This is a genomic window from Deinococcus aestuarii, assembly GCF_018863415.1.
Taxonomy (GTDB): domain Bacteria; phylum Deinococcota; class Deinococci; order Deinococcales; family Deinococcaceae; genus Deinococcus; species Deinococcus aestuarii.
Map to the genome: position 1 here is coordinate 123551 of NZ_JAHKSN010000011.1, position 22613 is coordinate 146163.

25 protein-coding genes, 1 tRNA gene and 1 pseudogene are annotated in these 22613 nt (G+C 68.7%); 13 read left to right on the forward strand and 14 right to left on the reverse strand.

Going from position 1 to position 22613, the window contains the following annotated elements; all coding sequences use genetic code 11:
- Positions 1 to 840 carry a tryptophan 2,3-dioxygenase gene (locus tag IC605_RS14335; RefSeq protein ID WP_216325468.1) on the forward strand — a complete coding sequence of 280 codons (840 nt, stop codon included), beginning with the start codon at positions 1 to 3 and terminating at the stop codon, positions 838 to 840.
- A 57-nt stretch (positions 841 to 897) separates the two neighbouring features.
- On the opposite strand, the gene IC605_RS14340 is transcribed toward IC605_RS14335, so the two are convergent.
- The 3 genes from IC605_RS14340 to IC605_RS14350 all read right to left on the reverse strand — a co-directional run bounded on the left by IC605_RS14340 (position 898) and on the right by IC605_RS14350 (position 2957).
- Positions 898 to 1728: a hypothetical protein gene (locus IC605_RS14340; protein WP_216325471.1), complete on the reverse strand. Its 831-nt coding sequence runs from the start codon at positions 1726 to 1728 to the stop codon at positions 898 to 900.
- 46 nt (positions 1729 to 1774) lie between these two features.
- Positions 1775 to 2299 carry a mismatch-specific DNA-glycosylase gene (locus tag IC605_RS14345; RefSeq protein WP_343216623.1) on the reverse strand — a complete coding sequence of 175 codons (525 nt, stop codon included), beginning with the start codon at positions 2297 to 2299 and terminating at the stop codon, positions 1775 to 1777.
- 61 nt (positions 2300 to 2360) lie between these two features.
- Positions 2361 to 2957 (reverse strand): sulfite oxidase-like oxidoreductase, encoded by a 597-nt coding sequence (locus IC605_RS14350; protein ID WP_216325603.1) that lies wholly within the window; start codon positions 2955 to 2957, stop codon positions 2361 to 2363.
- A gap of 234 nt (positions 2958 to 3191) precedes the next feature.
- On the opposite strand from IC605_RS14350, the gene IC605_RS14355 reads away from it, so the two are divergent.
- Positions 3192 to 4112, forward strand: coding sequence for a DUF4032 domain-containing protein (locus tag IC605_RS14355; protein WP_216325473.1), 921 nt, complete (start codon positions 3192 to 3194; stop codon positions 4110 to 4112).
- A gap of 124 nt (positions 4113 to 4236) precedes the next feature.
- On the opposite strand, the gene IC605_RS14360 is transcribed toward IC605_RS14355, so the two are convergent.
- Both IC605_RS14360 and IC605_RS14365 read right to left on the reverse strand, forming a co-directional pair.
- Positions 4237 to 4313 (reverse strand) — tRNA-Ile (locus tag IC605_RS14360).
- 70 nt (positions 4314 to 4383) lie between these two features.
- The gene (locus IC605_RS14365) at positions 4384 to 4668 is read right to left on the reverse strand and encodes a DUF427 domain-containing protein (RefSeq protein WP_216325475.1); all 285 of its coding nucleotides are present in this window, start codon (positions 4666 to 4668) and stop codon (positions 4384 to 4386) included.
- Positions 4669 to 4744: 76 nt separating this feature from the next.
- Here IC605_RS14365 and IC605_RS14370 point away from each other — a divergent pair, with 76 nt between their 5' ends.
- The 4 genes from IC605_RS14370 to IC605_RS14385 all read left to right on the forward strand — a co-directional run bounded on the left by IC605_RS14370 (position 4745) and on the right by IC605_RS14385 (position 9983).
- Positions 4745 to 7819, forward strand: a complete 3075-nt coding sequence (locus tag IC605_RS14370; RefSeq protein ID WP_216325478.1) for an alpha-amylase family glycosyl hydrolase — start codon at positions 4745 to 4747, stop codon at positions 7817 to 7819.
- 118 nt (positions 7820 to 7937) lie between these two features.
- Positions 7938 to 8576 carry a DUF47 domain-containing protein gene (locus IC605_RS14375; RefSeq protein ID WP_216325480.1) on the forward strand — a complete coding sequence of 213 codons (639 nt, stop codon included), beginning with the start codon at positions 7938 to 7940 and terminating at the stop codon, positions 8574 to 8576.
- A gap of 17 nt (positions 8577 to 8593) precedes the next feature.
- On the forward strand, positions 8594 to 9595 hold the full coding sequence (locus tag IC605_RS14380; RefSeq protein ID WP_216325482.1) for an inorganic phosphate transporter: 1002 nt from the start codon (positions 8594 to 8596) through the stop codon (positions 9593 to 9595).
- 115 nt (positions 9596 to 9710) lie between these two features.
- Complete coding sequence (locus IC605_RS14385; protein WP_216325484.1) at positions 9711 to 9983, forward strand: hypothetical protein; 273 nt, start codon at positions 9711 to 9713, stop codon at positions 9981 to 9983.
- A 4-nt stretch (positions 9984 to 9987) separates the two neighbouring features.
- On the opposite strand, the gene IC605_RS14390 is transcribed toward IC605_RS14385, so the two are convergent.
- The 6 genes and pseudogenes from IC605_RS14390 to IC605_RS14415 form a co-directional block, all read right to left on the reverse strand.
- Complete coding sequence (locus tag IC605_RS14390; RefSeq protein ID WP_216325487.1) at positions 9988 to 10782, reverse strand: type III pantothenate kinase; 795 nt, start codon at positions 10780 to 10782, stop codon at positions 9988 to 9990.
- 129 nt (positions 10783 to 10911) lie between these two features.
- Positions 10912 to 10989, reverse strand: a pseudogene (locus IC605_RS25395) (DUF1622 domain-containing protein); the annotation flags it as partial.
- A 249-nt stretch (positions 10990 to 11238) separates the two neighbouring features.
- Positions 11239 to 12021 carry a hypothetical protein gene (locus IC605_RS14400; RefSeq protein WP_216325490.1) on the reverse strand — a complete coding sequence of 261 codons (783 nt, stop codon included), beginning with the start codon at positions 12019 to 12021 and terminating at the stop codon, positions 11239 to 11241.
- Between the two features lie 38 nt (positions 12022 to 12059).
- On the reverse strand, positions 12060 to 14144 hold the full coding sequence (locus IC605_RS14405; protein ID WP_216325493.1) for a hypothetical protein: 2085 nt from the start codon (positions 14142 to 14144) through the stop codon (positions 12060 to 12062).
- Between the two features lie 7 nt (positions 14145 to 14151).
- On the reverse strand, positions 14152 to 14568 hold the full coding sequence (locus tag IC605_RS14410; RefSeq protein ID WP_216325496.1) for an ExbD/TolR family protein: 417 nt from the start codon (positions 14566 to 14568) through the stop codon (positions 14152 to 14154).
- Complete coding sequence (locus IC605_RS14415) at positions 14565 to 15257, reverse strand: MotA/TolQ/ExbB proton channel family protein (protein ID WP_216325499.1); 693 nt, start codon at positions 15255 to 15257, stop codon at positions 14565 to 14567. Before IC605_RS14415 ends, IC605_RS14410 begins: the two co-directional genes overlap by 4 nt.
- 255 nt (positions 15258 to 15512) lie before the next feature.
- On the opposite strand from IC605_RS14415, the gene sufC reads away from it, so the two are divergent.
- Genes sufC through sufD form a run of 7 tightly spaced genes read left to right on the forward strand, consistent with a single transcriptional unit; the run spans position 15513 to position 20461 of the window.
- Positions 15513 to 16283 (forward strand): Fe-S cluster assembly ATPase SufC, encoded by a 771-nt coding sequence (gene sufC / locus IC605_RS14420; RefSeq protein ID WP_216325502.1) that lies wholly within the window; start codon positions 15513 to 15515, stop codon positions 16281 to 16283.
- 50 nt (positions 16284 to 16333) lie between these two features.
- Positions 16334 to 17737: a Fe-S cluster assembly protein SufB gene (gene sufB / locus IC605_RS14425; protein ID WP_216325505.1), complete on the forward strand. Its 1404-nt coding sequence runs from the start codon at positions 16334 to 16336 to the stop codon at positions 17735 to 17737.
- Positions 17738 to 17739: 2 nt separating this feature from the next.
- Positions 17740 to 18135: a hypothetical protein gene (locus IC605_RS14430; protein WP_216325507.1), complete on the forward strand. Its 396-nt coding sequence runs from the start codon at positions 17740 to 17742 to the stop codon at positions 18133 to 18135.
- Entirely contained in the window at positions 18132 to 18467 is a 336-nt protein-coding gene (locus tag IC605_RS14435) for a cupin domain-containing protein (protein WP_216325510.1), read from the forward strand. The genes IC605_RS14430 and IC605_RS14435 overlap by 4 nt, the downstream gene beginning before the upstream one ends.
- A 1-nt stretch (position 18468) precedes the next feature.
- Positions 18469 to 18693, forward strand: a complete 225-nt coding sequence (locus IC605_RS14440; RefSeq protein ID WP_216325513.1) for a hypothetical protein — start codon at positions 18469 to 18471, stop codon at positions 18691 to 18693.
- On the forward strand, positions 18693 to 19106 hold the full coding sequence (locus tag IC605_RS14445; protein ID WP_216325517.1) for a PIN domain-containing protein: 414 nt from the start codon (positions 18693 to 18695) through the stop codon (positions 19104 to 19106). Before IC605_RS14440 ends, IC605_RS14445 begins: the two co-directional genes overlap by 1 nt.
- The gene (gene sufD / locus IC605_RS14450) at positions 19103 to 20461 is read left to right on the forward strand and encodes a Fe-S cluster assembly protein SufD (RefSeq protein WP_216325520.1); all 1359 of its coding nucleotides are present in this window, start codon (positions 19103 to 19105) and stop codon (positions 20459 to 20461) included. Before IC605_RS14445 ends, sufD begins: the two co-directional genes overlap by 4 nt.
- Positions 20462 to 20531: 70 nt before the next feature.
- Here the strand turns inward: sufD and IC605_RS14455 are convergent, their stop codons facing one another.
- The 3 genes from IC605_RS14455 to IC605_RS14465 all read right to left on the reverse strand — a co-directional run bounded on the left by IC605_RS14455 (position 20532) and on the right by IC605_RS14465 (position 22530).
- Positions 20532 to 21449 (reverse strand): STM4504/CBY_0614 family protein, encoded by a 918-nt coding sequence (locus tag IC605_RS14455; RefSeq protein WP_216325523.1) that lies wholly within the window; start codon positions 21447 to 21449, stop codon positions 20532 to 20534.
- Between the two features lie 148 nt (positions 21450 to 21597).
- A complete protein-coding gene (locus tag IC605_RS14460) occupies positions 21598 to 22065 on the reverse strand; it encodes a hypothetical protein (protein ID WP_216325526.1) in 468 nt (155 codons plus the stop codon).
- A gap of 6 nt (positions 22066 to 22071) precedes the next feature.
- The gene (locus tag IC605_RS14465; protein ID WP_216325529.1) at positions 22072 to 22530 is read right to left on the reverse strand and encodes a cupin domain-containing protein; all 459 of its coding nucleotides are present in this window, start codon (positions 22528 to 22530) and stop codon (positions 22072 to 22074) included.
- Between the last annotated feature and the right edge of the window lie 83 nt (positions 22531 to 22613).

Consider the following 22613-nt stretch of genomic DNA (forward strand, 5'->3'; position numbering starts at 1 on the left):
ATGACCCACACCCCCGACCCCGACTCCCCGGAACGGGCCCAGGCCGACTTCACCCGCTCGCTCTCCTACGGCGACTACCTGCACCTCGACACGCTGCTGGGCGCGCACCAGCCGCTCACGGGCGCCCACGACGAACACCTCTTCATCGCCGTCCACCACGTCTCGGAGGTCTGGCTGCACCTCATCAACGTGGAGTTGCGGGCGGCGATGCGCGATCTGGAGGCGGGCGTGGTGGACGCGCCGCTCAAGGGCCTGACCCGGGTGGTGCGGGCGCTGGAGCAACTGACCCAGGCGTGGGAGGTCCTGAAGACGATGACGCCCGCCGACTACCTCCAGTTCCGGGGGGCCTTCGGGGCGGCGTCCGGCTTTCAGTCGGCGAACTACCGCACGATGGAGTTCCTGCTCGGGAACCGGCACGCCGCACTCCTGCGCCCGCACGCGCACCGTCCGGACATCCACGGGCCGCTCGAAGCCGACTTCCACGCGCCCAGCCTCTACGACCTCGCCCTGCACCTGCTCGCCGAACGCGGTCTGCCTGTCCCCGACGAGGTGCTGCACCGCGACCGCACCCTGCCGCCCACCCCCCACCCCGAGGTGCTGGCGGCGTGGCTGACCGTCTACCGCGATACCGAGCGGTACTGGGAGCTGTACGAACTCGCCGAGAAGCTGCTCGACGTGGAGGACAACTTCCGCCGCTGGCGCTACAACCACCTCACGACGGTGGAGCGCACCATCGGTTTCAAGACGGGCAGCGGGGGCACGAGCGGCGCCGGGTACCTGCGCCGGGCGCTGGAGACGGTGCTGTTTCCCGAGCTGTGGCAGGTGCGGACGGCGTTGTGAGGAAGAAGGAAAACCGCCCCCACACGAGGTGAAGGCGGAGCGAAAGCGCCGACGTTCCTACCCCTCGTCCCGGCGCTCGCCGTACTTGCCCTCCAGGTAACGGCGGTGGGCGTCGAGGGTTCGGGCCTGCGCCCTTTGCCGCTCGCGGACGACCCCGCTCATCCGGCGCTCGATCAGGGCGAGCTGGCCGAGGAGCAGGCGGTCGGCCTCGGGCGTGCGGGGGGCGGCGCGGTAGGTCCGCAGGAGTTCGGGCAGGTCCTCGCGGGCGGCCTGCCGGGCGTCGAAGGCGTCGCGGCCCAGCGAGAGGTCGTTCGCCGTCACCCGCAGGGCGTCGCGGGTGGCGATCACGGTCGCGTGGAGGGCGGTGCGGGTAGAAGACGGCAGGGCACGCTCGCTGCCCCTCAGAAGGGCGAGCAGCCCCGCCTCGTCGTCTGCCCCAGATGCCCTCCCCGACCCACCGGACGACTCCAGGGTCACGAGACCCTCCTGCTCCTCCCGGGCCCGGATGAGGAGGGCCGCCCGCCGCGCCGTCCACACCGCCCCGAGGGCGGCGAGCAGGAGGGTAAACCCCAGCAGCCACCCGGCGACGTCGCTCCCGAAAGCGGTGCCCACGCCGAGCAGCAAGAGCAGCGGCCCGAGCAGCAGGGCCCCCAGCACACCCAGCGCGATCAGCACGAGGAGGCCTGCCGCCCGCCGCGCCACACTCGCCCCGCGCCGCAGCGTTCCCCCCGGCCTTTCCCCCGGTCGCCCGGACGGCAACCACGGGTCCCGCCCCGAGAGGTCGAGGTTCGCCGGGGAGAGCCGCCGGGCGGGCCGAATCAGGTACCGCACCACCCGCGAGCCGGTGCGGGCGGCGGTGAAGACGGTGAGGGGATTCACGGGCGCCATGATTCTTCAGGGTACGCGGCGAACGCCGGGCCGGTTCCCGCACGCCTCACGTTCCCGGCTCCCCGGGGGCTTCGGGCGGCCCCTCTCCCCGCAGCTCCCGCACCCGGCTCGCCAGCGCCCGCCACGGCCCCAGTTGGAAGTGGTTGTGCCCCAGCGGACTCGTCGAGGGCAGCACCCACACCTCCGCCCCCTCCAGCGGCAGGAGGTGCGGGCCGTAGGGCAGCTTGCCGGTCGGCAGCCCCAGCGTCTCGGACGCGCCGCGCTTGGAGGTGAAGGCGACGACGGCAGGCCGGTAATGCCGAAGCTTGGCGCGCAGTGCGTCGGGGGCCCACGCCTCGCCGGGCAGGGCCGCGTCCACCCCGCTGTGCCGCTTCGCCACGTCCGTCAGGCCGATGCCGTACGTCGGCAGGGTCGGGTACTCGCGGGGGGCGAGTTGGCGCGGAGTCAGGCCGACCTCGTGCAGCACCCGCCAGAACTTGTTCTCGGGGTTGGCGTAGTACGCCCGCGCCCGCGCGCTGATGCGGCTCGGCGCGGTGCCCACCAGCACGAGCGTCAGGCCCTCCGCCAGCACGTCGGGGACGAGGTACCCCTCCCCCGCTGGCGGCTGGCCGCTGGACGCTGGCCGCCCATCGTCAATCGTCGTCGTACCGCTCCTCCTTAAAGGGGTCGCCGCGCATGTGGTAGCCGTTGCGCTCCCAGAAGCCGGGCTGGTCGGCGGCCATGAACTCCAGCCCGGTCAGCCACTTCGCGCTCTTCCAGAAATACAGGTGCGGCACGACGAGGCGCAGCGGCCCGCCGTGCTCGGCGTCGAGCGGTTCCCCGCCGAAGGTGTGGGCGAGCAGGTTCTCGGGCCGGGTGAAGTCTTCGAGGCTGAGGTTCGTCGTGTACCCGCCCACGCTGTGCTGCATGACGTGGGTGGCGCCCGGCTTGAGCTGGAGGTGTTCCATCAGGTCCACCACCCGCACGCCCGTCCAGGTCGTGTCGAGCTTGCTCCAGTGGGTCACGCAGTGGATGTCGTACGTCAGGGTGGTCTGCGGCAGGGCGAGGAGGTCTTGCCAGGTGAAGGTCTTCTCCTCCGCGAGGCCGAAGACGCGCACGACCACATCTCCCGGCGCGTAGTGCTGGGTGGGGCCGTAGGTCAGGACCGGGAAGCGGGTGGTGAGCGTCTGGCTGGGGGGCACCCGCCCGCCCATATCGCCTTCGGGTTTCTTGAAGAACTTGCCGAGCATGGGTGTATTTGACGGCCTGCGGGCGGCGGCGGTATGGGGACGCGCCACCTTTCCAGGCTCGGTGAAGGAATCCGCTAGGGGCACATGAGCGCCGCCCCAACCCACCCTCAAGCCCGGGGGTCAGAACGTCGTCAGAGGAATAGGTGTACACTGTACACCAAGACCGGGGCTTCCTCTCTTCCCCGGTATGCCATGCCCCGGTCAAGCGCCCGCTGCGGCGCGAGGAGACCCTGCATGAGACCAACCGATCAGGCCCGGCACGAGGTGGAGCGCGCCCGCTTTGCAGGCGACGTGCGCGACCTGCTGGCGATCCTGCGGCGCGAACCGAACGAGCTGCTGCCCTTCGACTGGGTGCGGCACCTCGCTCCGCAGGGCGAGCATTCGCTCGGGCTCCAGACCATTCCCGTCGAGCAGATCATCGGTTCGGTGGACCGGTACCGCGAGTTCGACCGCCACTACCTGCCCAAGGAGCGGCACCTAGACGAACGCTGGATCGGCGTTCGCTCCGCCCAGCTCCAGGGCAAGGAGCTGCCGCCCATCCAGGTCTACAAGGTGGGCGACGTGTACTTCGTCAAGGACGGCAACCACCGCGTCTCGGTCGCCCGCCGCCAGGGCCAGAAGTTCATCGACGCGCACGTCATCGAACTCGACGTGACCGTGCCGCCGGACGAGCACGACACCCTGCGCGACCTGATCATCAAGGGCGAGTACGCCCGCTTCCTGCACCAGACCAACCTCGACCGGGTGGTGCCGGGGCACCGCGAGATCCTCTTCACCACGCCGGGGCGTTACGACCGCCTGCTCGACCACATCCGCACCCGACAGTATTTCCTCGACCGCAAGCCGGAGCGCGCGGGGCTGCCGCCCGTCACCTGGGAGGAGGCGGTGGAGAGCTGGTACCGCCGCCTGTACCTGCGGGTGGTCGAGAACCTGGAAAAGCATGACGTGATGAGCCGCTTCCCGGGGCGCACGGAGGCCGACCTGTACCTCTGGATCATGGACCACCGCTACTTCCTGACCGGGAAGTACGGCCACGATGTCGGCAGCGAGGCGGCCACCCGCGACTTCCGCGCCCACCACGCCCCGCCCCTCTACAAGCGCGTCGGCCAGCGCATGAAGCTGCTCTTGCGCGGCCAGCTCGACCCGGCGACGTAATGCCCCCGGGGAGCGGCGGCTGGAGGTGAGCCCGGGGACAGACCCTCACCACCTCCAGCCGTTCTCTTGCTGGAACGCCACCGGAGCGCAAAAGGAAAAACCCCGCCCCGGGCGAGGTTCTTGCTGGTACGGAAGGGCAGATTTGAACTGCCGACCTCACGCTTATCAGGCGTGCGCTCTAACCAACTGAGCTACTCCCGTGTCTCACCTATCCCTCCGGACAAGCGGGTGACACTGTAGCAGCGGGGGGCCGGGGTGTCAACGCCGCCCCTCAGCCCGGAGTGACCTGCACGCCCCGCCAGAAGGCGACACGGCCCCTGATCTGCCGCGCGGCCTCCTTCGGCTCGGGGTAGAACCACGCGGCGTCGGGGTTCGTCTGGCCGTCCACCTCCAGGGTGAAGTAGCTCGCCGTCCCCTTCCACGGGCAGACGGTGTGGGTCGCGCTCGGCCTCAGGACGGCGGTGTCCACGCTCGCGCGCGGGAAGTAATGGTTGCCCTCCACGACCACCATGTCGTCCGACTCGGCGATGACCTGCCCCTGCCAGATCGCTTTCATGCCTCCAGGGTACGCGACGCGGATGAACCGTTGCCCAGTTGACAAGGGCGGCGGATGAATGCTCAATAGAGGTCAAATGAAACGTTTCCAACGGGTGGGGCGCGTCGGCGCCGTCACGGCCCTCACGATGTCTCTGTCCGCCTGCGGCCTCCTCAACCCGCCGGGGCCGGGGACGGGCACGCGCGACTGGCGCGACGACGTGATCTACTTCGCCATGACCGACCGCTTCGCCAACGGGAACACGGCGAACGACAACGGGGCGAACCAGCAGGGGGGCGACCGCGCCGACCGCACCAATCCCCTCGGGTGGCACGGGGGCGACTTCGCGGGGCTCAGGGCCAAGATCGAGGAGGGCTACTTCAAGCGGATGGGCTTCACCGCGATCTGGGTGAGCCCGGTCGTCGTGCAGGTGCCCGCCATCCCGGTGAACGACGGCCCCAACCAGGGCAAGCCCTTCGCGGGGTATCACGGCTACTGGGCCGAGGACTTCTTCAAGGTCGATCCGCACTTCGGCACGCTCGCCGAGTACAAGTCGCTCATCGAGACGGCGCACCGCAACGACATCAAGATCATTCAGGATGTGGTCGTCAACCACGCGGGCTACGACGCGACCCTGACGAAGACGCACCCCGAGTGGTTTCACACCCAGGCCGAGTGCGACGCGAGCACGAACAAGGAGGTCGACTGCCCCCTGGCGGGCCTGCCCGACTTCAAGCAGGAGTTGCCCGAGGTCACGAAGTACCTCAACGACTTCGTGACGTACTGGCGGGATCAGACGGGCATCGACGGCCTGCGGATCGACACGATGAAGCACGTGCCCGACAGCTACTGGACGCAGTTCTTCAAGGCTGGCGGCGCGGGCGATCCCTCCAAAATCTGGTCGGTCGGCGAGGTGTTCGACGGCAACCCGGCGCGGCTGGCGCACTTCGTGAACGACCTGGGCTCGCCGAGCGTGTTCGACTTCGCCCTGTACTACGGCATCAAAGATCAGCTTTCGAGCGCGGGGGGCGACCTGGGCCGCCTCGCGGACGTGTTCGCACAAGACGGCGTGTACCGGGACCCTACCCGCCTGACGACCTTTGTGGACAATCACGACGTGCGGAGATTTGTCAGCGAGGTGACCGAGCGGGGCGGCACCCCGGCGCAGGCCGCCGAGCGCCTCGACCTCGCGCTGAGCCTGCTCTACACCTCGCGCGGCACCCCGAGCGTCTACCAGGGCACCGAGATCGCGCAACCCGGATTGGGCGACCCCTACAACTACGTGCTCGGGCAGGGCAACCGCGAGGACATGAATTTCGCGGCGCTCGCGGGGAGCAGCCTCGACGAGCGGCTCGCGGCGCTGGCCGCCGCCCGGTCCAAGTACCGGGTCCTCACGCGCGGCGCCCAGCAGGAGCTGTGGCGTCCGAACGGGGGCGCGTCCATCTTCGCCTACCGCCGGGTGGCGACGGACGGGAAGGGCGGGCAGCCCGTCGTCGTCGTGATGAACAACGGGGACACGCCGGTGGACCTCGCCACACTGGGCGGGGGCGGCATTCCCCTGCTGGGCACCTTCGGGGCTGGGACACTCACCGAGATCACCGGGCGGGCCAGCGGCCTCTCGGTCAGCGGCGGCAGGCTCGTCGGCACGGTCCCCGCCCGCAGCGCCCTCGCGGTGACGGCTCCGGCGGGAAGCGGCGGGGCGGGAACGGTCAACCCCGGCCTCCCCGAGGTCACGGGCCTGAACGCGCAGGCGGGGGACAACGCCGTGCAACTGACCTGGACGGCCTCCACCGACGCCAGCGTGACGGGCTACCGCGTCTACGCGCGTTCGGGCGGCGGGCAGGAACGGCTGCTCAACTTCGCGCCATTGCCGAAAGACCAGACGAGTTACCTCGCCCCCGGCGTCACGAACGACGTGGAGGCGACCTTCCGGGTGGTCACGGTGGACGCGCAGGGGGCGGAGAGCCGGGGGGCGAGCGTCAAGGCCACGCCGAGCAGCAAGAACACGGTCAAGGTGACGTTCACCGTGGACGCCCGCAGCCAGGGGAACGGGCCGATTGAACTTCGCCGCTTCGACACCGGCTCGCAGGTCGAGTACCCGATGACGCAGGTCAGCCGGGGCGTCTGGAAGACGGACATCGACCTCCCCCTCTTCCGCGAGGTGAAGTTCAAGTTCGGCAACGACGGCGCAGGGGCGAAGAACAGCGGTTACGAGGGGCCAGGCCAGAGCGACCGCTCGTCCATCGTGGGAACCAACAACAACACCTACAGCGGCACCTACGACTTCATCAGCCAGCCCGTGCCGCCGACGGTCGAGGGCCGGGTCACGGGGGCGGGCAGCCCGCTGGGCGCGGCGCTCGTCACCGCGACGACGGCCAACCCCGACCTGAACTACGCGATCACCTTCCCCGACGGCACCTACACCCTCTTCGCCCCGGCGGGCGCGCAGACCCTCAAGGCGACGGCGGAGGGCTACGCCGAGGCGACCCGGCAGGCGACCTCGCCGGGGACGGGGGCGGACTTCGACCTCACCCGCGCGTCCCAGGGCGGGCCGGTCGTCGGCAAGTACACGCTCGACGGCGACCTCAGCGACTGGACGGTGCCCAAGGTGAGCGCGCAGAGCCCGAATGCCGGAGTGTTCGGCCCGGACAACAACTGGCTCAGCCTGCTTGCCGACAGCGACAGTCAGTACCTCTACCTCGCCTACACCTACCGGGTCTCGGGCAACAGCGCCATCGTGTACCTCGACACGGGGACGGGCGGCGCGGCGCAGGCCGACAAGTTCGAGGCGTGGAAGCAGGCGGCGACCTTCGGCGGGGGGATGGCGGGGGCAGACGCCTTCGTCGCCCGGTACGAGAACCAGCCCGCGCAACTGCGGCTGGTGCAGAGCGACACGGCCACTCCGGAGGTCGCCACGACCGCCTACTCCGTCGCCACGCGGGGCACCCTGCCCGCCCAGACGATGGAGCTGGCGATTCCCTGGGCGGCGCTGGGGCTGGGCGGCCCGCCCGCGAGCGGGGTCAACGTGGTGGGCGGCATCTTCGGCGGGGCGGGATACGGGGCGGGCGACATCATTCCCGACGCGGGCAGCACGCCCCCCGGCGCGAACACCACCGGGACGGAGGCGGAGAGTCGGCGCGCGACCTTCACGGCCCCCCTCAACGTGAGGTAACCCCTTACACTGGGCGCGACGCGGGAGGCTTCCACGCCGGGGCCTCCCGCCGCTCTGCCTGGCCCGCGCCAGCCTGACACCGGGCTGACAAAGCGGCGGAGAATGGGAGGGGATTGTCATGGTGCTGTCAAGATTCATGCCGAAAAACCCGCAGTTCAGCGCGAAATTCGCCGAGGCTGCCCGCAACGCTCACGCCACCGCCCAGGCCCTGGTGGACCTGCTGGAGAACTACACCGACGTGGAGGCCAAGGTGAGCCGGGTGCGCGACCTCGAACACGAGGGCGACCGCATCACGGGCGAGATCACGAACATGCTCGCCGCGTCCTTTATCGTGCCCTTTGACCGCGAGGACATCATCGCGCTGAACGACGAACTCGACGACCTCGTGGACGACATGGAGGACGCCGCCCGCAAGCTCAGCCTCTACGGGATCGAGCGTCCCCTGCCGCAGATGGCGCAGCTCGCCCGGGTGGTCGAGCGGCAGTGCGCCCTGCTGGCCCAGGGGATGCCGCTGATCGAGGACTCGGGGCGGATTCAGGAACTCGCGGGCCTCGCGCGGCAGATTCGCACGCTGGAGGACGAGGGCGACACCATCAGCGACGAGGTGCAGCGCCAGCTCTACGTGGGCGTCACCGACGTGCCGGGCATGATCCGGGCGATGCGCGGCGGCGAGATCGTGAACCTGATCGAGGACGCCTCCGACCAGGCGCAGCGGGTGGCGAAGACCGTCGAGAGCATCCTGCTCAAGAACGCGTGAAGCGGGGCCTGTGACGCATGGAAGCAGCCCTGATCGGTTTCGTCGCCATCATCGCGCTGGCGCTCGCCTTCGACTTCATCAACGGCTTTCACGACACCGCCAACGCCATCGCCACCTCGGTCGCCACCAAGGTGCTGACCCCCGCGCAGGCCATCGCCATGGCCGCGATCCTGAACGTGGTCGGGGCGCTCGCGGGCACGGCGGTCGCCAAGACCATCGCCACCGACATCGTGCCGCAGCAGTACGCCACCCTGGGCCTGACGGGGGCGGCCCTCCTGAGCGCGATCATCTGGAACCTCTTCACCTGGTGGAGGGGGCTGCCGAGCAGTTCCAGCCACGCGCTGATCTTCAGCCTGGTGGGGGCGGGTGTGGCGGCGGGCGGCTGGGGCATCATCATCCCCCGGGGGGTCCAGAAGACCCTGATTGGGCTCGTGACGAGTCCGGCGCTGGGCTTTCTCGTGCCCATCGTGTTCATGGCGCTGCTGTCGTGGCTGGTGCTGCGCCTGATGCGCCCGCGCACCGTCACGCGCACTTTCCGCTGGCTCCAGATCGGCTCGGCGGCGTTCATGGCCTTCTCGCACGGCGGCAACGACGCGCAAAAAGCCATGGGCATCATGACCTTCGCGCTCAGCGCCTACCTGGGCACCCAGGTCAGCGAGGTGCCGTTGTGGATCATCCTCTCGGCGGCGCTGGCGATGGGCCTGGGCACGTCGGTGGGCGGCTGGCGCATCATCAAGACGATGGGCTTCAAGGTCGTGGACCTCAAACCCGTGGACGGCTTTGTCGCCGAGGCGAGCGCCGCCGCCATCATCGTAGGGGCCACCCACCTGGGCATCCCGGTGAGCACCACCCACACCATCAGCACCTCGATCATGGGCGTGGGCACCACCAAGGGCTTCAAGAAGGTCAAGTGGCAGGTCGCCGGGCGCATCGTGCAGGCGTGGGTCTTCACGATTCCCGTGTGCATCGCGCTGGGCTGGGCGATTCACAAGCTGATGCTGCTGACGCTGGGGATTTGAGGGGGAAGCGGTCAGCGAGGACAGAGGGGGGCGTTCCCGGGGAGGGGCGCCCTCTCCGTTCGGTTGGGGCGCACCGGTGCGGGAGGGCTCCGGACGGCCCGCTACACGACGGCGCATGTTGAGCGCCCTTCTCCTCATCGTCCTGGCTCTGGCGCTGCTCGCGGGGCTGCTGGCGACCCGGCCCCGGGGTGGAGCGCCGCGGGCCTCATCCACGGGCAGGACGGCCGAGCTGTTCTGGGAGGAGAAGGTGCTCCGGCAGACGCGCGGCAACCGTGGAGCGATGGAACGCGCCGTCACGGCCAAACGCCGAAACCATCCCCGCGCCTCCCGGGCGGCCCTCCTGGAGATGGACCACGACGAGTACGTCCGGGACCGCAACCGCTCGTGAGTCTCTAGCTCCCGACCCGCTCCCGGCTCGCCCACAGCTCCACCAGCCCGCGCAGGGTCAGCGTCTCGTCGTAGTGGTCGATCTCGCGGCAGATGCCCTCGACGGTGCGGGCGAAGCCCCCGGTGGCGACGGCGACGGCGGGGCCCGGCAATTCGGCGCGGATGCGGCGCAGCAGGCCGTCCACCATCTCGGCGTACCCGAAAACGAGGCCCGATTGCAGGGCGTGGACGGTGTTCTTGCCGATGGCGGTCCTCGGCGCTTCGAGGGCAATGCGCGGCAGCTTGGCAGCGCGGGTGAACAAGGCGTCGGCGCTCACCTGCGCGCCCGTGGCGAGGATGCCGCCGATGAACCGCCTCCCCCGCCCGATCACGTCGAAGTTGGTGCTGGTACCGAAATCCACGACGACGGCGTACTCGTGGGCACCCAGATACCGCTCGGCCCCGAAGAGGTTGCATAGCCTATCCGCTCCGATGGCGTCGGGCTGGTCGAGTTCGACCCGCACGTCGGGGAGGCTGGCCGCGCTGACCTCGAAGGGCTCGACCCCGAAGTGACGGCGCAGCGCCAGCGCGTAGTTCTGGCCGACCGGGGGCGCCACGCTGCTCAGGACGGCGGCGCGGGGAGGCCCGGCGCCCGCCAGGGTGAACAGGCCGTGGAGTTGCAGCGCGAGGTCGTCCGGCAGCACGTCACGGTTGGTCCGCACGCGCCAGGTGTGGGTGAGGTTCAGGCCCTCTTCGGCGAGCCCCAGGACGGTGCTCGTGTTGCCGATGTCCACGGCGAGCAGGGGAAAGGAGGCGGGCACGCGGGCATTCTAGGACACGCGGTTTTCACCCCGGCCCACCTCCGGGTCGGGTCCCGAGGCCTTGTCCCCCAGCTCGCGCGACAGGTAGAAGTCGAGGCCCGTGCGGATGAGCGCCACCGCCCCCAGCCGCAGGATGTCCTGCCAGGTGGGGGCGCGCAGGGTCGCGAGGATGTCCGCCGCAAGCAGGAATTCCAGGGCCAGGAGCAGAGAGCGGGCGAAGTCGAGCTGCGCCGCCCGCCCCCACCCGGCGCAGGGCCATCAGCAGCCCCAGGGCGATGGTGAGCGCGGAGAGCAGCTCGAAGAGTTCCTCCAGCCACAGCGCCACCACGTTCGCCAGCTCACCCAGCATGACGCTTCTCCGTCCGTGTGGTCCTCACGGTCCCCAGCAGAGGGGCCGCGAAACGCACAGGAAGGGAAGCAGAACGTACACCCCCTGCCCGTCGGCTCGCCCCCGCCCTACTGAAAGCTGCCCAGGTCGAGTGCCACGCTGTAGGCGCAGTTCGTGTCCGCCTCAGTCCGCAGCAACAGCTCGATCTTGTCGCTCGCGCCGACGCCGACCTTCAGCGGCTCGAAGTAGTAGACGAGGGTGCCCTCCAGCGGGCCGACCGAGGGGGCGGGGCTGGCCGGTGGCGTCGTGGTCGCGGTCGTGCCGGGGGTGGCCGGAGCGGTCGCCGCCTGGGGCGCGGCAGCCCCGGCGACGGGCTTCCAGTCGTTGACGTAGCTCGTCCGCACGGGGGCGACGAGTTTGCCGTCGGGCGCGCGCAGGCGCACGAGGTAGGCGCTGCGGGCCTTTTCGCTCGGCAGGCCGCGCACCTGCACGTCCACGCGGAGCTGGCCCTCAGGCAGGCGCTTCGCGGCGAGGTCGGCGCCCAGGGCGTCTTGCGCGCTGAGGTTGCGGAAGTTGTCGCGCGCCTCGACCGCCTGGAAGTAGAGCTGGTCGGCCTGCCCGCTCACGGTAACGGAGACGGGGCGGCTTCCCCGGCTGTAGTCGGTGGGCGCGGCGAGCCAGCCCGTCAGGCACGCGTCGCCGCCGTCGAAGACCCTGACCGCTCCCGCCCCGGCGGCAAACCTGCCGTCTTTGACGCTCAGGTCGAGGGTCTGGTAGGTGGGCACCGGGTCGCGGCGGCCGTAGGCTCCGTCGATGACGTTTCGGGCGGTGTTCTCCTCCAGCCTGGGCACCCACGCGAGGGCCGGGGCGGAGAGCAGCACGGTGAGGGCGAGGAGGGTGGGTCTGCGCATAGGAAACCTCTTAACGGTTGGGGGTGACGGGGGGCTGACTAATCCTTGAGGTACACGACCCGGCAGGCCGCCCCCGCCGAGCGGAACTGGGTGGCGGCCGCGCTTCCGAGCACGGCGTCGGTGAAGACCTGCGAGTTGGGGGCGATGCGCGGCGGCCGCACCCGGGCGGCTTTGACGCGGGTGACGCTCTTGAAGCCGCCGATCTCGCCCTCGGAGGTGATGTAGGTGTGGAGGCTGCCCTCCTGCACGAGCTGGGAGCTCACGCCCCGCACGAGCGTGGCATCGGGCCAGAGCTGGGTGCCTCCCTCGTCGTACACGAAGCTCGTCATGTCGCGCTGGAAGGGACCCAGGCCGCGCACATCGACCACGACCGTGCAGTTCAGGGGCCGGTTCTCGTTCCCGGCCGCCGCGCCGCCCCCACCCCCGCCCGCGCGGGCGACCTCGCCTCCACCCGTGCCGCCCCCGCCGGGAGCGCCGGAGCCCGCGCCGTCGCCACCGGGGCGGCCCGAGGCGGGCTCGTCGCCCGCTGGGGAGTTGCCGGTCCCCGCCCCATCCCCCCCCCCACGCCCGGCGCTTTGTCCAGGCTCGGGCCTGGTTCCCGCCCCAGCTCCCGGCCCCCCTGAGGACTCACGGGGAGCGGCCGGGGCCTCGGGCGTCGCGCCCCCGCCGCCCGCCGTGCCGCGAGAGGGCGCGTCCGTCTGAACTCCGGGGCGGTCGGCGCCGGGGATCACGCCCGTGCGGGCGGCGGGACTCGCCGTGCCCTCCCCCGTTCCGGCAGGCGTGCCGGGGGTGGACGCGGGGCGGGCGGTTTCCGCCTCCGGGGCCGTGGAAACACCCGTCCCAGAGGCGCCCCGCGTCGGCTCGGCGGCGGGGGCGGGAGCGGGCGCGGCGGGGGGCGGGCTGGACGGGCGCACCGGGGCGGCGGCCTCGGGGGTGGGCGCGGAGGCCGCCGCACTCCCGCGAGAGGTGGCGGGCGCGTCGGGAGCGGTTGGGGCAGGGGCGCTCGCGGTCGTCCCCGCCCGGCCCTCCACAGCCTCGGCGCTCCCGGGGGCGAGCGTGCCGCGCGCGGTGGGCGTCGTCTCCGGGGTGCTCCCCTGGGGTGCGCTTTCCGGGCGGGCGGGCAGGCGGGCAACGGTCTCACTGGCCTCGCCCGTGCTGGCTCCCGTCCCCCGCGACACGCTGGGCGTCTCGGCAGGGTTTTCCTCCGGCGGGGTCGCCGTCCGGGCGGAGGGGCGGGCCGTGACCGTCTCCCCCACCCCGCCCGTCCTGCTCGCCGCGCCGCGTGCCGGGGCAGGAGGCTCCTCGGCGCTCGCCTCTCCCCGGGCGGGTGCGGCCGTCTCCTCGGTGCTGGCGGGCGCGGCGTCCTCACGGCGGGGCAGCGCGGTCACGGGCTCGGGGTCGGGTGCGGGGGCAGCGGGAGCGGCGGCCACGGGCTCCGCAGGCGTGCTCTGCGCCGTCGCCCCGGGTTCCGGGTCGAGGGTCCCCTCCCCGGCGGCGGTCGTCGTCTCGGGCGCAAGTTCCTCGGGCGCGGGGGCAGGCGCGGGCTCGGCCGTGGGTGGCGCCGCCTCGCTCGGCGTCGGCGTGGTGGCCGGGACTGGAGCGACGGGCGCACTCTCGGGCCGGGTCGGCTCGGGTGTGCTGGCAGGCGTCCGGACCTGAACCTGCGACGCCGACGGGGCAGGCGGCGCGGCGAGCTGGGGCGCGGCCTGGGCAGGGGCGCGGGGGGGGGCTTGCGGGGTCGGCTGTGCGGCGGGCTGCACCGGGCGAATGGGCGGCGTGGGCGTCGGCGCCGTCCGGGACGGCGGCGGAGTCTGCGGGCTCTGCGGGCGGGCCTGGGGCACCTGGGGGCGCTGCGGCTGCGGGCGCGGTGGAGGCGTGACCTGCTCGCGCCTGGGCGCGGCGGGGACGGCGGCCTGGGCCGGTCTGCTCTCGGGCGGCGGAGCCAGGGCCACGACCTCCAGCGGCGTGCGGCCGGGGTCGGGCGTGCGGGTGGGGGCGCGCACCTCGGGCCGGGCCGCGATCAGGCCCAGCAGCAACGCCGCGTGCAGGGCGACCGTCACGCCCACGGCGCGCGCCCGGTCCCCGCGCTCGGGGCTGCGCTGTGGCGTGGGCAGCGTCGTCACGCCCGCCTCACTGGCCGCTCCCGGCCGGGGCGCGGGTGCCCAGCGCCAGCCGCTCGCCGCCCGCCCTCTTCACCACGTCCATGACCTGCACGACCGTCCCGTAGTTGCCCCGCTCGTCGCCGCGCAGACCGACCACGCCGCCCGACGCGGCCAGCAGGGGCCTGAGCTGCCCGCCGAGCTTCGTCAGCGTCGTCTCCTTCCCGTTGAGGTAGACCTTGCCGTCTTGTGTCACGCTCACGATGGGCAGGGCGGGCGTCTCCTGCACGGTGGTGCTCGCGCGCGGCAGGTCGAGGGGCAGGGCACTCTGCCGAGCCCCCAGGCTGCTCGTCAGGAAAAAGAAAATCAGCAGCAGCAGCACGATGTCCACCATCGGGGCAAAGTCAAAGGTCACGCCCTCCCCGCTCTCCCGCAGCCGCCGCCTCACCGCGTCACCGGGGCCGTGCCGTCGAAGCTCAGCGCCACCTCGGGCACCGGGCGGGCCGTGACGACGGTGGGCGCGGTGCGCGGGGCGAGCCAGGAGGGCAGCTCCTCCCGCACCCGCTCGGCCTGCACCGCGATCCGGTCGGCGCGGGCGCGCAGGGCATTCCGGGCCACATACGCGATGATCGCCACGATCAGCCCCGCCGCCGTGTTCACGAGCGCCTCGCTGATGCCGGTGGCGAGCTGCGTCGGCGTGGGCGAATTCGTCGTGCTGAAGACCAGAAAGGAGCGCACCATGCCGATCACCGTGCCCAGCAGCCCCAGCAGCGGCGCGATCTGGGCGGCGGTGCCCAGCGCGCTCAGCCCCGCGTACAGCCGCGCGTCCTCGGCGAGGAGGGCGGCGTTCATCGCGGCCTGGGGAGCGCCCGTGCCCCGGTCGGCACGAGCAAGCCCGGCGCGCAGCACGTTCGCGGCAGGGCTGGGGTCGGCGGCCCGGTCCACCTCGGCCAGCGCGGCGGCGGGCCCGCTCTCGGCGGTGACGGCCCGCGCCCGCTCGATCAGGGCGGAGGGGTCGCGCCCCAGCCGGCCCAGCACCTGCGCCCGCACGGCGGCGGTGTAGACGACGTACACGGACAGGGCGAGGATCACCCACAGGATCGGCCCGGCGGCGCGAATCAGGTCGAGGACATTCATGCTCCTCACCGTTAGCACGCGGCACGGTGGCAAGCGTGAAAGAAGCTGACGCGCGCCTCATGGGAGACCGTCCACCGTGGCGAGACTGCCTTCCACCTCGCCGGGAGTACGAGGATTTTCGTCGTCCTGCACGCCAACGAGTGACGCTCCAGTTGGCGTTCATCCTCACCGGATCACTCGACTTTCCCCCGCCTCCCGGGTACAATGGCCGGGTAAGTAGGAACCATTCTCAAGAAGCAGCCCCAAGGAGTTCCCATGACCGACCAGCCCCATAGAATCGAGATTCGCAACCTGCACGCCTCCGTGGGCGACCAGCCCATCCTCAAGGGAGTCAACCTCGTGGTCCCGCGCGGCGAGCTGCACGCCATCATGGGGCCGAACGGCAACGGCAAGAGCACCCTCGCCAAGGTGATCGTCGGCGACCCCGAGTACACCGTCACCGAGGGTGAGGTGCTGGTGGACGGCCAGAACATCTTGGAGATGGAGCCCGACGAGCGCGCCCGCCTCGGCGTCTTCCTGGCCTTCCAGTACCCGGTCGAGATTCCCGGCGTCACCATCGCCAACTTCCTGCGCCTCGCCATGCAGGCCCGCAAGCCGGAGGGCGAGGAGGTCTCCTTCACCGAGTTCTACGGCAAGCTCCAGAACGCGCTGAAGGTGCTGGAGTGGGACGAGAGCATCGTCGAGCGGTACCTGAACGAGGGCTTTTCCGGCGGCGAGAAGAAGCGCAACGAGATTCTCCAGATGCTGATGCTGGAGCCGAGCTACATCATCATGGACGAGACCGACTCCGGCCTCGACGTGGACGCCCTGCGGATCGTGGCGCGCGGCGTGAACTCGCTGCGCGGCCCGAATCTGGGTGGCCTGATCATCACCCACTACCAGCGCCTGCTGAACTACATCGTGCCCGACAAGGTGCACATCATCGTGGACGGGCGCGTGGTGCAGACGGGCGGCCCCGAACTCGCGCAGCGCCTCGACACCGAGGGGTATGACTGGGTGAAGGGGCTGGCGGTCGCGGGGGCGTAAGCCTCACCGTCTTCCATCGGCGCTCTGCCCTCTTTTAAGGAGCACTCCAAATGACCAACCCCGAAGTTGCCAACATCAACAAAGAGTACGAGTACGGCTGGTCCAACCCCGAGCGTTACGCCATCAAGGCGCCCAAGGGCCTGTCGCGCGAGGTCGTCGAGATGATCTCCAAGGCCAAGGACGAGCCGCAGTGGATGCTCGACTTCCGCCTCAAGGCGCTCGACATCTTCCTGAGCAAGCCCATGCCCCAGTGGGGCGCGGACCTCTCGGGCCTTGACCTCGACGAGATCTACTACTACATCAAGCCGGAAGGCTTCAACGCCCGCTCCTGGGACGACGTGCCGGACGACGTGAAGAAGACCTTCGAGAGATTGGGCATCCCCGAGGCCGAGCGTGCGGCGCTGGCGGGCGTCGGTGCCCAGTACGAGAGCGAGATGGTGTACCACAACCTCAAGGAGGAGTGGGAAAAGCTCGGCGTCGTCTTCCTGAGCATCGAGGACGGCCTGAAGCAGTACCCCGACCTCTTCCGCGAGCACTTCGCCACCATCGTGCCGCCCGAGGACAACAAATTCGCGGCGATCAACTCGGCCGTGTGGTCGGGCGGGTCCTTCGTGTACATCCCGAAGGGCGTCAAGGTGGACATTCCCCTCCAGACGTACTTCCGCATCAACGCGGAGAGCAGCGGCCAGTTCGAGCGCACGCTGATCATCGTGGACGAGGGCGCGCAGGCCCACTACATCGAGGGCTGCACCGCCCCCGCCTACAACTCCGACTCCTTCCACTCGGGCGTCATCGAAATCGTGGTGAAGGAGGGCGCGCGCTTCCGCTACTCCACCATCCAGAACTGGAGCCACAACGTCTACAACCTCGTGACCCAGCGCGCCGCCGTGTATGGCAACGGTGTGATGGAGTGGGTGGACGGCAACCTGGGCTCCAAGGTCACGATGAAGTACCCCGCCTGCTACCTCCTCGAAGAGGGCGCGCGCGGCGAGGTCCTGAGCATCGCCATGGCGGGCCGCGGGCAGCACCAGGACGCCGGGGCGAAGATCGTCCACTTCGCGGCGCACACCAGCGGCTCCATCGTCTCCAAGTCCATCTCCAAGGACTCGGGCCGAAGCAGCTACCGTGGCCTCGTCAAGATTTACGAGGGCGCGAAGGGTGCCAAGACGAACGTCGAGTGCGACGCCCTCCTGCTGGACGAGGAAGCCCGTACCGACACCTACCCCTACATCGAGATCGAGGAGAAGACCGCCAGCGTGGGCCACGAGGCGACCGTCTCCAAGATCAACGACGAGCAGATTCTCTACCTCCAGTCGCGCGGCCTGAGCGAGGACGAGGCGGCGGGCCTGATCGTGCGCGGCTTCATCGAGCCCATCGCCAAGGAACTCCCGCTGGAGTACGCGGTGGAGCTGAACCGCCTGATCGAGCTGGAGATGGAAGGCTCGGTGGGGTAAGGATGAACGACGCCCTGCTGAAGCAACTTATTGCTGGAGAGTCCGTTCATGACGTGTGGAACCACATTACGGGCGATGCAGTAACAGTTGTCTATCAGCGGGGTGGCGTTAAGCGGCGGCTTGTCATTGGGGTGGATAGGGAAAGTTCCAAGCCACCGGGGGACTTCTACCGTGCAGCTAGTCCTCTCTATGCCATTGGTGGAGTTCAAGTTAGCTGGGCTGCTGAGGCCCGAAGTGCGGAGGAAGCTGTTGCAGCAGCCTGGAACAGAGCCAAGGCTGAACTCCTAGAGGCCTTGGACAAGGAAATTACTGTCACTCCGGTATTGGAGCCAGACAGTAATTTCCCTGATGGGCCTCCCCGCTTTATATGGCCTGACGGGCAGGATATGTGGCGATGATCTCCACCTCCAACGCCCCCCACTACACCTGGGCCGACGTGTGCGACGGCTGGCGCCTCGCGTCCGCTCCCACCCTCAGCGTCATTCAGGAGCGGATGCCGCCCGGCGCAACGGAGGAGCGGCACCAACACTCGCGGGTGCGGCAGTTCTTCTTCGTGCTGAGCGGCGTTCTGACGCTGGAGGTGGAGGGCACGGCGCACCAGCTCGGGCCGCGGCAGGGGCTGGAGGTCGCGCCGGAGAAGGCGCACCAGGCCCGCAACGAGGGCGAAGGGGACGCTGAGTTTCTGGTGATCTCGGACGGCGTATCACGGGAAGACCGGCAGGAGGGTTGACGTGACGGCACCCAAGGAACTTCACGAGCGTATCGACCAACTTTCGCCGGAAGGGCAGGAGCGGTTGCGGGCCTTTCTGGAGCGGCAGGAGAAAATCGAGCGGCACATGGCTGCTGTGGAAGCCTTTGCCACCGGCTGGACGCCAGAGGAAGAGGCGGCCTTCGAGCAGGCCCTGAGCCGCCGCGTCAGGTTGCGAAGTGCCGATCCTGAGACAGCAAAGCGTTGATGCTCGTTCTCGACACCAACGTTTTGATCGCCTTCCAGAAGAGGAACCGGCAGGTGCTGGCACAGTACGAGCGGGCGCTGGAGCGAGACGAGGTGATCGCCGTTCCCGCTCTCGTCCGTTACGAGGCCCGCAAGGAACTCCTCAATCCACTGTATGTCCGGCGGCTGACCGTGCTCGACGGATTGCTCAGCCTCCATCCAACCCTCGATCTGGATGCCGAGACCACCGATATTGCCGCTCTTTTGTTCGAGAACCTGCGAGCGGGTGGAAACTTGATTGAGGACGCCGACCTCATCATTGCAGCGACAGCTCTACGCCACCGGGCCACGCTCGTCACACACAACACCAGACACTTTGATCGCATTCCCGGCCTGAACCTCTTCAACTGGCAACAGGAGAACCCCATCCCATGACCCAACCCTTCACCCAAGACCTCATCACCCAGGCGGGCGGCCCCGAGTGGCTGACCGCCAAGCGGCGTGAATCGCTCGACCTGTTCAACACGCTGGAAGTGCCCACCGAACAGGTCGAGGCGTGGAAGTACACCCGCGTCGAGGTGGACTTCGACCAGCTCCGCCCCCACCCCAAGCGCGAGCGCGCGACCGACACAGCTCAGCTTCCGGCGAGCGTGCAAAAGCGCCTGAGCCGCACCGACGTGGGCGCCTTCCTCGTGCTGGACGGCCCGGACGTGGTGTACGCGACCGAGCTGCCCGCCGAGCTGACCCAGAAGGGCGTGATCTTCACCGACCTGAAGACCGCTGTGGAGCAGCACGCGGACAAGGTGCAACAGTACCTCTACTCGGTGGTCCCGGCGGAGGTGCCCGACGACACCACCATCGCCGCGCCCGGCACCACGCCGAGCAAGTCGCCCGACCCCTCCGAGGGCAAGTTCAGCGCGCTGGCGGCGGCCCTGTGGACGAACGGCGCCTTCGTGTACGTGCCGCGCGGGGTGGAGGTCGAACTGCCCCTGGGCTCCTTCCGGGTGATGAGCGAGGCGGGCACCTACACGGCCACCCGCACCCTGGTCGTCGCCGAGGAGAACGCGCAGGTCACCTTCATCGACGAGCAGGACTCGGAAGAGCTGCCCGGCACCTACGCCATCGGCGCGGTCGAACTGGTGGTCAAGCAGGGGGCACGGGTCCGTTACGTCTCCATCCAGAACTGGGGCAAGGGCGTCACGCACATCCAGCGCCAGCGCGGCGACGTTCACCGGGATGCGACGCTGAACAGCCTCGTCGTCACGATGGGAGGGACGCTGAGCCGCACCGAGATGCAGTCCTACCTGCGCGGGCAGGGCTCGGATTCCGAGATGTTGGCGCTGTACTTCGCCAACGAGGACCAGCACTTCGACCACTACACGCTCCAGCACCACGCCGCGCCGCACGCGCACAGCGACCTGCTGTACAAGGGCGTGGGCGACGACCGGAGCGTCGGCGTGTTCAGCGGCATGATCAAGGTGGACCTGGGGGCGCAGAAGACGGACGCCTACCAGAAGCACCGGACGCTGATGCTCTCCAGCGAGGCGCGCAACTACTCGGTGCCGCAGCTTGAGATCAACGCCAACGACGTACGCTGCTCGCACGGCTCGACCACCGGCCCCGTCGATCAGGAGCAACTGTTCTTCCTGCGCTCGCGCGGCATCCGCCAGGAGATCGCCGAGAAGATGCTCGTCACCGCTTTTCTGGAGGACGTGCTGACGCGCGTGCCGCTCAGGAGCGTGGTGGAGTACATCGAGGGGATCATCGCGGAGAAGGTGGGGGCGGCGTAAGGGGAAGGGTAAAGTTCAGCCGTCGGCGGTCAGTCCTGGGGAAGGGCTGGCCGCCTAGCTTTGTTTCATTTTAACTAACGTCTTGGTATGCGTGGATAAGGAAAAGTATTGTGGCGGCAGTCATATTAACAACGTATCTAGCCATGTAATCAGGCACCCTCTTGACCTCAATCCCCTGCCCATGACCGCCCACATTGTTCCTGATAGTTGGTACACCACTCTTAGTCATAGAGAAAAGACTGGTGTAGTGGCTTTTTAATGAAGCTTCTATCAGCCCAGCGTCTGCAACTGCATCAAGAAGGTGAGATGTACCCAATTTGTTTGCCATAGTCCAATTCTTACTCACTATAATCTGTTTCAACACGCTTTCAATAGAGTTACCACACAGCCTTATGCATTCTGACTGATTACCAGATTTATAAGCGTCGAAAGCTGACAGGAACTCATCAAGCGCACCTTTAAACTCCAAATTATTCATCAAAAGTATTGCGGGTTTTACTGCCGATACATGTGTAAAAGTGCTATCGATTGGGATAAAAGAATTGTCCTCGAACTGATAACCATAACCACTTTCCCGGAACCTAATATTTAGCTCTTCGACACATTCCTGAAGGGGCGCAGCAGCACTATACACAGAGGACCCAGCGATGTAGGAAAGACCCACATTAGACCCTTCACTAACCATACCAAAGGCCAGCTCTACAACCGACAACAAATGTTCATCGTTTGCATCGGTATCAAAGATAAGATTATAAAAATATTCGCTCGTGGACCCTCCATATAATTCTGGTTCTTCACGAGCCATTATAGAAACAATCTGCTGTGCTATATAACTATATCTTAAACCGTTTCTAGCCCCTAAGGAATCTTTGAGTATCGCTTCTATCTGCATCTTCAACTTTAGCGGCATTTTCTCAGTTTGAAACAACTCTGGAAATTCTCCACGCTCACGTTTTTTACGTTTGTGGAACGGCTCATAAATAGGCATAAACCCCCCGTTAAGGCGTCAGCACACTGACTCAGCCCCAAACTCCCCTGTTTATGCATTCTACTACTTGATGTTAAATCCCTCAAGATTATGCTTCACACTGACCCCTACGCCTCCTCCAAGTCCGTCTCCCCTGGGCGGCACCGGTTTAGCTCAACCTCTGCCACTTCCACCACGTCAGATGCCCCTCCCGCTGCTCGACCTTGTACTCGGCGCCGCAGTGGGTGCAGCGGCAGTGGTAGTCCATATGCCAGTCGGGCGGGTCGGAGGACAGCACGGTCACGTCGCCCGCCTGCTCCTCCCGTAAGGGGTCGTAGCTGAGGAAGTGCGGGTAGAGCCAGCAGCGGCAGCGGCCGTCGCGCCAGGTCTGCAACGTGAAGATCGCCCGGCGCAGATGCTCGCTGTTGGGGAAGAGGGCGCCCCCCAGTTCCAGGCCCGCCGTGGCCCGCTCGATCTCGGGAAGGTGCCGGGCCAGCGCGGCCAGGGCTTGCGGGTTGTGAAGGTTGTTCACCACGCCGACGGCCGTGAGGACACGGTGCCGGTCGCGGGAGAGGAAGTCGGTCAGCACCTCGTTCACGTCGTCCTGCATCTTGCGTCTCCCGGCGTGCTCAGCCAAGTCGCCTCAGTCCACCGGCTCCCGCTCCCACACAGGCATCCCCGCAATCCGCGCCCGCGCCTCCTCCACGTCCGTCTCCTCCGGGCGGCACAGGTCCCAGTCGCGGCCCCCGGCGTAGGCGCCGATCACCAGCAGGTCGGGGCTGCTGCCGTCGTTGCGGTGGCCGGTGCCCGCGGGCAGGAGCAGCACGTCGCCCTCCCCCACCGTGACCTGCGGGCCGCCCTCGCCGCCCAGGGTGACGCGGGCCTGCCCCCGCGCGATCACCAGCACCTCGTGGGCGGTGGAGTGGTAGTGGTGAAAGGGGTAGATGCCGTTCCGCCAGGCGTTCGTCCAGCCGCGTTCGGCGAGGTGCCCCTCGATCTGCGCGGGCGTGCGGCCTTTCAGGGCGGCGCGGTAGAGCCGGGCGGGCAGGGGGTTGTTGGGGACGGGGCCGCCGAGGGGCAGGGTGAGGGGTTCGGGCTCCATGACCCAGGGTAGAGGCGGCTCTTCGGGGGTCACCTCGCACCGTGAAGATTTCTCGAAGAGGCGGCGAGGTGGGCTGGACGTGT

Coding starts and splice junctions, on each gene's coding strand:
- IC605_RS14335 (WP_216325468.1), top strand. CDS start 1: ATGACCCACACCCCCGACCCCGACTCCCCGGAACGGGCCCAGGCCGAC.
- IC605_RS14340 (WP_216325471.1), bottom strand. CDS start 1,728: ATGGCGCCCGTGAATCCCCTCACCGTCTTCACCGCCGCCCGCACCGGC.
- IC605_RS14350 (WP_216325603.1), bottom strand. CDS start 2,957: ATGCTCGGCAAGTTCTTCAAGAAACCCGAAGGCGATATGGGCGGGCGG.
- IC605_RS14355 (WP_216325473.1), top strand. CDS start 3,192: ATGAGACCAACCGATCAGGCCCGGCACGAGGTGGAGCGCGCCCGCTTT.
- IC605_RS14365 (WP_216325475.1), bottom strand. CDS start 4,668: ATGAAAGCGATCTGGCAGGGGCAGGTCATCGCCGAGTCGGACGACATG.
- IC605_RS14370 (WP_216325478.1), top strand. CDS start 4,745: ATGAAACGTTTCCAACGGGTGGGGCGCGTCGGCGCCGTCACGGCCCTC.
- IC605_RS14375 (WP_216325480.1), top strand. CDS start 7,938: ATGGTGCTGTCAAGATTCATGCCGAAAAACCCGCAGTTCAGCGCGAAA.
- IC605_RS14380 (WP_216325482.1), top strand. CDS start 8,594: ATGGAAGCAGCCCTGATCGGTTTCGTCGCCATCATCGCGCTGGCGCTC.
- IC605_RS14385 (WP_216325484.1), top strand. CDS start 9,711: ATGTTGAGCGCCCTTCTCCTCATCGTCCTGGCTCTGGCGCTGCTCGCG.
- IC605_RS14400 (WP_216325490.1), bottom strand. CDS start 12,021: ATGCGCAGACCCACCCTCCTCGCCCTCACCGTGCTGCTCTCCGCCCCG.
- IC605_RS14415 (WP_216325499.1), bottom strand. CDS start 15,257: ATGAATGTCCTCGACCTGATTCGCGCCGCCGGGCCGATCCTGTGGGTG.
- sufC (WP_216325502.1), top strand. CDS start 15,513: ATGACCGACCAGCCCCATAGAATCGAGATTCGCAACCTGCACGCCTCC.
- sufB (WP_216325505.1), top strand. CDS start 16,334: ATGACCAACCCCGAAGTTGCCAACATCAACAAAGAGTACGAGTACGGC.
- IC605_RS14430 (WP_216325507.1), top strand. CDS start 17,740: ATGAACGACGCCCTGCTGAAGCAACTTATTGCTGGAGAGTCCGTTCAT.
- IC605_RS14435 (WP_216325510.1), top strand. CDS start 18,132: ATGATCTCCACCTCCAACGCCCCCCACTACACCTGGGCCGACGTGTGC.
- IC605_RS14445 (WP_216325517.1), top strand. CDS start 18,693: ATGCTCGTTCTCGACACCAACGTTTTGATCGCCTTCCAGAAGAGGAAC.
- sufD (WP_216325520.1), top strand. CDS start 19,103: ATGACCCAACCCTTCACCCAAGACCTCATCACCCAGGCGGGCGGCCCC.
- IC605_RS14455 (WP_216325523.1), bottom strand. CDS start 21,449: ATGCCTATTTATGAGCCGTTCCACAAACGTAAAAAACGTGAGCGTGGA.
- IC605_RS14465 (WP_216325529.1), bottom strand. CDS start 22,530: ATGGAGCCCGAACCCCTCACCCTGCCCCTCGGCGGCCCCGTCCCCAAC.